The organism is Pseudomonas entomophila, assembly GCF_013523125.1.
GTDB classification, from domain to species: Bacteria; Pseudomonadota; Gammaproteobacteria; order Pseudomonadales; family Pseudomonadaceae; genus Aquipseudomonas; species Aquipseudomonas entomophila_B.
In genome coordinates this window covers 1-9,991 of sequence record NZ_JAAMQJ010000065.1, presented here as the reverse complement: position 1 = coordinate 9,991, position 9,991 = coordinate 1, and the positions used below count along the sequence as shown (strand labels likewise).

Annotated in this window: 4 protein-coding genes; all 4 read left to right on the top strand. The window is 67.2% G+C overall.

What is annotated here, in order from left to right:
- The first annotated feature begins 659 nt into the window (after positions 1-659).
- The 4 genes from G7007_RS21060 to G7007_RS21045 all read left to right on the top strand — a co-directional run bounded on the left by G7007_RS21060 (position 660) and on the right by G7007_RS21045 (position 9,739).
- Positions 660-1,928, top strand: a complete 1,269-nt coding sequence (locus G7007_RS21060; RefSeq protein ID WP_181104921.1) for an MdtA/MuxA family multidrug efflux RND transporter periplasmic adaptor subunit — start codon at positions 660-662, stop codon at positions 1,926-1,928.
- The gene (locus tag G7007_RS21055; RefSeq protein ID WP_181104919.1) at positions 1,925-5,017 is read left to right on the top strand and encodes an MdtB/MuxB family multidrug efflux RND transporter permease subunit; all 3,093 of its coding nucleotides are present in this window, start codon (positions 1,925-1,927) and stop codon (positions 5,015-5,017) included. Before G7007_RS21060 ends, G7007_RS21055 begins: the two co-directional genes overlap by 4 nt.
- 124 nt (positions 5,018-5,141) lie before the next feature.
- The gene (locus tag G7007_RS21050) at positions 5,142-8,252 is read left to right on the top strand and encodes an efflux RND transporter permease subunit (RefSeq protein WP_181104917.1); all 3,111 of its coding nucleotides are present in this window, start codon (positions 5,142-5,144) and stop codon (positions 8,250-8,252) included.
- Positions 8,249-9,739: an efflux transporter outer membrane subunit gene (locus G7007_RS21045; protein WP_181104915.1), complete on the top strand. Its 1,491-nt coding sequence runs from the start codon at positions 8,249-8,251 to the stop codon at positions 9,737-9,739. The genes G7007_RS21050 and G7007_RS21045 overlap by 4 nt, the downstream gene beginning before the upstream one ends.
- The last annotated feature ends 252 nt before the right edge of the window (positions 9,740-9,991 follow it).

Sequence of the window (9,991 nt, the reverse complement as noted above, 5' to 3'; positions counted from 1 at the left end):
GCCAAAGTTGCCATGGTGGCCTGCATGCGGGTATTGGCTGTACGCCTCAACGCCATGATCAAAAACGACCAGGACTGGATGGATGATCCAGTCCGATAGACGGTCGCTGAAGACAGTTGCTCCCACAGGCTGCTTGCGAAGCCATGGCTACACCAACAGGCTTCCGAGATCTGGGTGGGAGCTGGCTTGCCAGCGATAGGGCCCTGTCAGGCGCCGCCTGCATCGCGGGCAAGCCCGCTCCCACAGGCTGCTTGCGCAGCCATGGCTACACCAACAGGCTGCAGAGATCTGGGTGGGAGCTGGCTTGCCAGCGATAGGGCCCTGTCAGGCGCCGCCTGCATCGCGGGCAAGCCCACAGGCTGCTTGCGCAGCTATGTCGATACCGACAGGCTTCCGAGATCTGGGTGGGAGCTGGCTTGCCAGCGATAGGGCCCTGTCAGGCGCCGCCTGCATCGCGAGCAAGCCCTACAAGCTGCTTGCCCAACTGGCCAGAACGATGCGTCCGCGATAGCTGCGGTCCTGCTCTTTCACGGGCGCCTGCCACGCAGAACCCTGTCAATGAAGGTAAAACCCACGTAAAGGGCCTTTGCTAAACACGTCCAAGTGCTTATCGTTCACCCTCCTCACGTCGTCGTCCTCGAACAAGGTTCGTTCAATCCATGCATGTTTCCTCTTCCCGCACCTCTCGCCGCTGGCTGTTCGGCCTGCTGATCCTCATGCTCGTCGCCGTGCTGGCCTGGTGGCTGTGGCCTGCCTCGACGACCCATCAGGACACCGCTGCCGAGGCGGGCAAAGGCGGGCGGCCCGGTTTCGGGGCGTCGACGGACCCCGTGCCGGTGCGGGTCGAGCCGGTGACGGTCAATGACTTCCCGCTGTACTACAAGGCGCTCGGCACCGTGACCGCGATCAACACGGTCAACGTGCGCAGCCGGGTTTCCGGCGAGCTGGTCAAGGTGCACTTCAAGGAAGGTCAGCAGGTCAAGGCCGGCGACCTGCTGGCCGAGATCGATCCACGCAGCTACCGCATCGCCCTGCAGCAGGCCGAGGGCACGCTGGCCCAGAACCAGGCCCAGCTGAAGAACGCCCAGGTCGATTTCGCCCGCTACAAGGGCCTGTATGCCGAAGACAGCATCGCCAAGCAGACGCTGGACACCGCCGAGGCCTTGGTCGGGCAGTACCGCGGTACCATCATGACCAACCAGGCGGCGGTGAACGACGCGCGCCTGAACCTGGAATTCACCCAGATCCGCGCGCCCATCAGCGGCCGGGTCGGCCTGCGTCAGCTGGACCTGGGCAACCTGGTGGCGGCCAACGACACCACGGCACTGGTGGTCATCACCCAGACCGAACCGATCAACGTCGCCTTCACCCTGCCGGAAAGCGAGCTGGCCACCGTGCTGGCGCGCTACCGCAGCGGCGCGGCGCTGTCGGTCGAGGCCTGGGACCGCGGCGATACCCGCCTGCAGGCCACCGGCACCCTGGCCAGCCTCGACAACCAGATCGACATCACCACCGGCACGCTCAAGTTCAAGGCACGCTTCGAGAACAAGGACCAGGCGCTGTTCCCCAACCAGTTCGTCAACGTGCGTCTGCTGGCCGACACCCTGCGCCAGGTGGTGACCGCGCCTGCCGCCGCCATCCAGTTCGGCACCGATGGCACCTTCGCCTACGTGGTCGACGCCCAGGACAAGGTCAAGGTCCAGCCGGTGAAGGTCGGCCCCAGCGACGGCGAGCGCAGCGTGATCCTCGAAGGCCTGGCCGCCGGCGACCGCCTGGTGCTCGAGGGCACCGACCGTCTGCGCGATGGCACCCAGGTCGAGGTGGTGCAGGACAGCGCCCAGGTCCCGGCCACGCCGGGCCAGCACCTGCAGGGTCAGGACACCAAGGGCGCGGCCGAGGCCGGTGAAGCGGGCAAGGCCGGCGCATGAACCTGTCCCGGCTGTTCATCCTTCGCCCGGTCGCCACCACGCTGAGCATGGTGGCCATCGTCCTGGCCGGCCTGATCGCCTACACCTTGCTGCCGGTGTCGGCGTTGCCCCAGGTCGACTACCCGACCATCCGGGTCATGACCCTGTACCCCGGCGCCAGCCCGCAGGTCATGACCAGCGCGGTCACGGCACCGCTGGAGCGTCAGTTCGGCCAGATGCCGGGCCTGAGCCAGATGGCGTCCACCAGTTCCGGCGGCGCCTCGGTGCTGACCCTGCGCTTCAACCTCGACATGAACATGGACGTCGCCGAGCAGCAGGTCCAGGCCGCGATCAACGCCGCCAGCAACCTGCTGCCCAGCGACCTGCCGGCCCCGCCGGTGTACAACAAGGTCAACCCGGCCGACACCCCGGTGCTGACCCTGGCGATCTCTTCCAGCACCATGCCGCTGCCCAAGCTCAACGACCTGGTCGACACCCGCGTGGCGCAGAAGATCGCCCAGATCAGCGGCGTGGGCATGGTCAGCATCGCCGGTGGCCAGCGCCAGGCCGTGCGCATCAAGGTCAACGTCGATGCCCTGGCGGCGGCCGGGCTCAACCTGGAAGACGTGCGCACGCTGGTCGGTGCCTCCAACGTCAACCAGCCCAAGGGCAATTTCGACGGCCCGACCCGGGTATCGATGCTCGACGCCAACGACCAGCTGCGCTCCCCCGAGGAATACGCCAACCTCATCCTCACCTACAAGGACGGCGCGCCGTTGCGCTTGCGCGACGTAGCCGAGATCGTCGACGGCGCCGAGAACGAACGCCTCGCCGCCTGGGCCAACCAGAACCAGGCCGTGCTGCTGAACATCCAGCGCCAGCCGGGCGCCAACGTCATCCAGGTGGTCGACCTGATCAAGCAGACGCTGCCGTCGATCACCGACAACCTGCCGGCCGGGCTGAACGTCTCGGTGCTCACCGACCGTACCCAGACCATCCGTGCGGCGGTGCGCGACGTGCAGCACGAGTTGCTGATCGCCATCGTGCTGGTGGTCATGGTCACCTTCGTGTTCCTGCGCCGGGTCAGTGCGACCCTGATTCCGTCGATCGCCGTGCCGTTGTCGCTGATCGGCACCTTCGGGGTGATGTACCTGGCCGGCTTCTCGATCAACAACCTCACACTGATGGCCCTGACCATCGCCACCGGTTTCGTGGTGGACGACGCCATCGTCATGCTCGAGAACATCTCCCGGCACATCGAGGAGGGCGAGACGCCGTTGCAGGCGGCGCTCAAGGGCGCCCGGCAGATCGGCTTCACCCTGATCTCGCTGACCTTCTCGCTGATCGCAGTGCTGATCCCACTGCTGTTCATGGCCGACGTGGTCGGCCGACTGTTCCGCGAGTTCGCCATCACCCTGGCGGTGGCGATCCTGATTTCCCTGGTGGTCTCGCTGACCCTGACGCCGATGATGTGCGCGCGGCTGCTCAAGCGCGAACCCGAGGCCCACGAGCAGGGCCGCTTCTACCGGGCCAGCGGGGCCTGGATCGACTGGCTGGTCCACCACTATGGCCGCGGCCTGACCTGGGTGCTGCGCCACCAGCCGCTGACCCTGCTGGTCGCCGTCGCCAGCCTGGTGCTCACGGTGCTGCTGTACCTGGCCGTGCCCAAGGGCTTCTTCCCGGTGCAGGACACCGGCGTGATCCAGGGCATCTCCGAGGCGCCGCAGTCCACCTCGTTCGCCGCCATGAGTGAGCGCCAGCAGGCCTTGGCCAAGGTCATCCTCCAGGATCCGGCGGTGCAGAGCCTGTCGTCCTACATCGGCATCGACGGCGACAACGCCACCCTCAACAGCGGCCGCCTGCTGATCAACCTCAAGCCCCATGCCGAGCGTGTCGACACGGCCACCGAGGTGATCGCCCGCTTGCAGCCGCAGCTCGACCGTCTGGTGGGGATTCGTCTGTACATGCAGCCGGTACAGGACCTGAGCATCGAAGACCGGGTCAGCCGCACCCAGTACCAGTTCAGCCTGTCCTCGCCGGACGCCGAGCTGCTCTCACAGTGGAGCGGCAAGCTGGTCGACGCGCTGCGCCAGCGACCCGAGCTGGCCGATGTCGCCAGCGACCTGCAGGACAAGGGCTTGCAGGTCTACCTGAACATCGACCGTGACCGCGCCAGCCGCCTGGGCATCAACGTGTCGCAGATCACCAACGCCCTGTACGACGCCTTCGGTCAGCGGCAGATCTCCACCATCTACACCCAGGCCAGCCAGTACCGCGTGGTGCTGCAGTCGCGCGACGGCGGCAGTGTCGGGCTGGAGGCGCTGGAGCAGGTCCACGTCAAAGCGGCCGACGGTGGCCAGGTGCGCCTTTCGGCCCTGGCGCGCATCGAGCAGCGCCCGGCGCAGCTGGCCATTTCCCACATCGGCCAGTTCCCGGCCGTCACCTTGTCGTTCAACCTGGGCCAGGGCGTCTCGCTGGGCGAGGCGGTGAAGGTGATCGGCGAGGTGCAACAGGCCATCGGTCTGCCGATCGGCGTGCAGACGCGTTTCCAGGGTGCCGCCGAAGCCTTCCAGGCCTCGCTGTCGAGCACCTTGCTGCTGATCCTGGCAGCCGTGGTGACCATGTACATCGTGCTGGGGGTGCTGTACGAGAGCTACATCCACCCGATCACCATCCTCTCGACCTTGCCCTCGGCAGCAGTGGGCGCCTTGCTGGCACTGATCTTGAGCGGCAACGACCTGGGCATGATCGCCATCATCGGCATCATCCTGCTGATCGGCATCGTCAAGAAGAACGCCATCATGATGATCGACTTCGCGCTGGAGGCCGAGCGCCACCAGGGCATGACGCCCCACGAGGCGATCTACCAGGCGGCCCTGTTGCGCTTCCGGCCGATCCTGATGACCACCCTGGCGGCGCTGTTCGGCGCCGTGCCGCTGATGCTCGCCACCGGCTCCGGCGCCGAACTGCGCCAACCCCTGGGCCTGGTGATGGTCGGCGGTCTGCTGGTCAGCCAGGTGCTGACCCTGTTCACCACACCGGTCATCTACCTGTACTTCGACCGCCTGGCCCGACGCGTCGGCAAGCAACGCGCCGCGGAGTCCCTATGAACGCAGCCCGTCACACGCGGCCAGCGGCCAGCCGACCGTACGGGGCAGGGCAGCGACACGCTGAGCGCTACAGCCCGGCTTGCCGCTTGCGGCTCACCCTGTGCCGCTGCCCAGGGGGCACTCCATGAACCTGTCGGCACCCTTCATCCGCCGCCCGGTGGCGACTCTGCTGCTGAGCCTGGCGATCATGCTGCTCGGCGGCGTCAGCTTCGGCCTGCTGCCGGTGGCACCGCTGCCGCAGATCGACTTCCCGGTGATCGTGGTGCAGGCCAACCTGCCCGGCGCCAGCCCGGAAGTCATGGCGTCCAGCGTCGCCACGCCCCTAGAGCGCAAGCTCGGCAGCATCGCCGGGGTCAGCACCTTGACCAGCAGCTCCAACCAGGGCTCGACCCGGGTGATCATCGGCTTCGAGCAGGGGCGTGACGTGAACGCCGCCGCCCGCGAGGTGCAGGCGGCGATCAACGCGGCGCGCAACCTGTTGCCCAGCGGCATGCGCAGCATGCCCACCTACAAGAAGATCGACCCGTCCCAGGCGCCGATCATGGTGCTGTCGCTGACCTCCGATGTGCTGCACAAGGGCCAGCTGTACGACCTGGCCGACACCATCCTCTCGCAGAGCCTGGCGCAGGTGTCCGGTGTCGGGGAAGTGCAGATCGGCGGCAGCTCGCTGCCTGCCGTGCGCATCGCCGTCGAGCCGCAATTGCTCAACCAGTACGGCCTGGCCCTGGACGACGTGCGCACGACGGTGGCCAACGCCAACCAGCGCCGGCCCATGGGCTTCGTCGAGGACACCCAGCGCAACTGGCAGGTCCGGGCCAACGATCAGTTGGAGAAGGCCGAGGACTACGCGCCGCTGGTCATCCGCCAGGAAAACGGTGCCATCCTGCGCCTGAGCGACGTGGCGACGATCACCGACGGCGTCGAGAACCGCTACAACAGCGGTTTCTTCAACGACCAGGCGGCCGTGCTGCTGGTGATCAACCGGCAGACCGGCGCCAACATCATCGAGACCGTGGCGCAGATCAAGGCGCAGCTGCCGGCCTTGCAGTCGCTGCTGCCGGCCAGCGTGCAGCTGGACGTGGCCATGGACCGCTCGCCGGTGATCCAGGCGACCTTGGCCGAGGCCGAACACACCCTGGTGATCGCCGTGGGCCTGGTGATCCTGGTGGTCTACCTGTTCCTCGGCAACCTGCGCGCCTCGTTGATCCCCAGCCTGGCGGTGCCGGTGTCGCTGGTCGGTACCTTCGCCGTGATGTACCTGTGCGGCTTCTCGCTCAACAACCTGTCGCTGATGGCGCTGATCCTGGCCACCGGGCTGGTGGTGGACGACGCCATCGTGGTGCTGGAGAATATCTCCCGGCACATCGAGAAGGGCCAGACGCCCCTGCGTGCGGCCTATCTGGGCGCCCAGGAGGTGGGCTTCACCTTGCTGTCGATGAACGTCTCGCTGGTGGCGGTGTTCGTTTCGATCCTGTTCATGGGCGGCATCGTGCGCAGCCTGTTCATGGAATTCTCAGTGACCCTGGCCGCGGCGATCCTGGTGTCGTTGCTGGTCTCGCTGACGCTCACGCCCATGCTCTGCGCGCGCTGGCTGACAGCGCAGCAGAGCCACCGCCAGACCCGCCTGCAGCGCTGGAGCGAACGGGCCCATGCGCGCATGGTCGCCGGCTACGACCGCAGCCTGGGCTGGGCCTTGCGCCATCGGCGGCTGACCCTGCTCAGCCTGCTGGCGACCATCGTGCTCAACGTCGCGCTCTACGTGGTGGTGCCCAAGACCTTGATGCCGCAGCAGGACACCGGCCAGTTGATCGGCTTCGTGCGCGGCGACAACGGGCTGTCGTTCACCGTCATGCAGCCGAAGATGGAAGCCTACCGTCGCGCCTTGCTCAAGGACCCGGCGGTGCAGAGCGTGGCCGGCTTCATCGGTGGTAACAGCGGCACCAACAACGCCCTGGTGCTGGTGCGTCTCAAGCCGATCAAGGAGCGTGCCGACTCGGCCCAGCAGGTGATCGAGCGCCTGCGCAAGACCCTGCCCCAGGTCCCTGGCGGACGCCTGTTCCTGATGGCCGACCAGGACCTGCAACTGGGCGGTGGCGGGCGCGACAAGAGCACCTCGCAGTACCTCTACACCCTGCAGAGCGGCGACCTGGCCGCCTTGCGCGAGTGGTTCCCCAAGGTCACCGCCGCGTTTCGGGCCTTGCCGCAGGTCACCGCCATCGATGCGCGCGACAGCAGCGGCACCCAGCAAGTGACCTTGGTGGTCGACCGCGACCAGGCCAAGCGCCTGGGCATCGACATGGACATGGTCACCACGGTGTTGAACAACGCCTACAGCCAGCGGCAGATCTCGACCATCTACGACAGCCTCAACCAGTACCAGGTGGTGCTGGAGATCAACCCCAAGTATGCCTGGGACCCGACCACCCTCGAGCAGGTCCAGGTGATCACGGCCGACGGCGCACGGGTACCCCTGTCGTCGTTCGCCCGCTACGAGAACAGCCTGGCCAACGACCGCGTCAGCCACGAAGGCCAGTTCGCCTCCGAAGACATCGCGTTCGACGTCGCCGAAGGCTACAGCCCGGACCAGGCGCTGGCCGCGGTGGAGCGCGAGGTGGCCAAGCTCGGTCTGCCCGAAACGGTGATCGCCAAGCTGGGCGGCACGGCCGATGCCTTCGCCAAGACCCAGCAGGGCCAGCCGCTGATGATTCTGGGTGCCTTGCTGCTGGTGTACCTGGTGCTGGGCATTCTCTACGAGAGCTATGTGCACCCGCTGACCATTCTCTCGACCCTGCCGTCGGCGGGTGTCGGTGCGCTGCTGGCGCTGTACCTGACCGGCGGGGAGTTCAGCCTGATTTCGATGCTCGGGTTGTTCCTGCTGATCGGTGTGGTGAAGAAGAACGCCATCCTGATGATCGACCTGGCGCTGCAGCTCGAGCGCCACGAGGGCCTGAGCCCGGAGCAGTCGATCCGCCAGGCCTGCCTGCAGCGGCTGCGGCCGATCCTGATGACCACCCTGGCGGCCATCCTCGGTGCACTGCCGCTGCTGCTGAGCAGCGCCGAGGGCGCCGAGATGCGCCAGCCGTTGGGGCTGACCATCATCGGCGGCCTGATCCTGAGCCAGGTGCTGACGCTGTACACCACCCCCGTGGTCTATCTCTACTTCGATCGCCTGCGCCACCGCGTCAATCGCTGGCGCGGCGTGCGTACCGACGCTGCCTTGGAAACGCCGTTATGACTTTCGTCCAGACCCCCGTTCACCGTGCCCTGCGCCAGCGCCTGCACGGGCCGAACCTGCGCCTGCTGGGCCTGGGTGCGTGCCTTGCGCTGCTCAGCGCCTGCACCCTGAGCCCGGACTACCACCGGCCCGAGGTGGCCACCGCTGCCGTGCAGTTCAAGCAGGCCGAGGGCTGGACCCCGGCCAACCCCTCGGACGCCCTGGCGCGGGGTGCCTGGTGGGAGCTGTACAACGACCCGCAGCTCAACCAGCTGATCGACGAGCTCAACCGCAACAACCAGACCGTGGCCCAGTACGAGGCCCAGTACCGACAGGCCCAGGCGTTGGTGCGCAGCAGTCGCGGCGCGCTGTTCCCCAGCCTCGACCTGTCGGCGGGCAAGACCCGCTCGGCCCAGGGCGCCGGCAGCAGCAGCTCGAGCCTGAGCAACAACAGCAGCGGCATCCGCGACACCTACACCACCCAGCTGGGGGTGAGCTGGGAGCTGGACCTGTGGGGCAAGCTGCGCGACACCCTGGCCTCCAGCCGTGCCAGCGCCGAGGCCAGCGTCGCCGACCTGGCGGCGATTCGCCTGAGCCTGCAGTCGGAACTGACTCAGAACTACCTGCAACTGCGGGTGATCGACGCGCAGAAGCGCCTGCTCGAATCCACCGTCGCCACCTACGAGCGCTCCTTGCGCCTGACCGAGAACCAGTACCGTGCCGGTGTCTCCGGCCCCGACGCCGTCGCCCAGGCACGGACCCAGCTCAAGAGCACCCAGGCCGACCTGATCGACCTGGCCTGGCAGCGCGCGCAGTTCGAGAACGCCATCGCCGTGCTGCTGGGCCGGGCGCCGGCCGACTTCGCCCTGGCCGCGCGCGATGACATCCCGGCGCTGCCGAGCATCCCGGTCGGCCTGCCGTCGCAGTTGCTCGAACGTCGCCCGGACATCGCCTCGGCCGAGCGTCAGGTGATGGCGGCCAACGCCAACATCGGCGTGGCCCGGGCCGCCTACTTCCCGGACCTGACGTTGAGCATGAGCGGCGGCTACAGCAGCAGCAGCTTCCGCGACTGGATCAGCCTGCCGAACCGCTTCTGGTCGGTCGGGCCGCAACTGGCCATGACCCTGTTCGATGGCGGACGCCGCAGCGCCGAGGTGGACCGCACGGTGGCGGTGTACGACCAGACCGTGGCGCAGTACCGCCAGACCGTGCTCGATGGTTTCAGGGAGGTGGAGAACTACCTGGCGCAACTGCGCGTCTATGCCGATGAAGCCGGTGTGCGCGACGAAGCGCTGGCGGCGGCACGGCAATCGCTGCGCCTGACGGAGAACCAGTACAAGGCCGGGCTGATCGGCTACCTGGATGTAGTCAACGTCCAGGCGACCGCGTTGAGCAACGAGCGCAGTGTGTTGAGCGTGCTCGAAGGCCGTCTGGTGGCCAGCGTGCAGTTGATCGCGGCGTTGGGGGGCGGTTGGCAGGAGCGGGCGGCGTTCGCGCAGGAGCCTTGAGGCTGAAAGCGCGAGGCGGGCTGAGCGAGTGGATGGGCTGATTCTGCGGCCCCTGCGGGGCCGGTCGCGGCGCAGGGGCCGCTCCAGTTGGACCGTGCTGCTGATCTGACAGATTGACACTGGCCCCCCTGTGGGAGATTCTATGGTAATTGCCAAGCGCTCAAGCGGCTTTTGGACGATATTCCTCTCCGCTTCTGATCAGGGCAAAGACCACCCGAGCCAGCTTGCGGGCCAGCATGACCAGGACTTGAG

What these genes read in the sequence shown, in the direction of transcription:
- G7007_RS21045 (WP_181104915.1), top strand. Translation starts at nt 8,249, where the DNA reads ATGACTTTCGTCCAGACCCCCGTTCACCGTGCCCTGCGCCAGCGCCTG.
- G7007_RS21060 (WP_181104921.1), top strand. Translation starts at nt 660, where the DNA reads ATGCATGTTTCCTCTTCCCGCACCTCTCGCCGCTGGCTGTTCGGCCTG.
- G7007_RS21050 (WP_181104917.1), top strand. Translation starts at nt 5,142, where the DNA reads ATGAACCTGTCGGCACCCTTCATCCGCCGCCCGGTGGCGACTCTGCTG.
- G7007_RS21055 (WP_181104919.1), top strand. Translation starts at nt 1,925, where the DNA reads ATGAACCTGTCCCGGCTGTTCATCCTTCGCCCGGTCGCCACCACGCTG.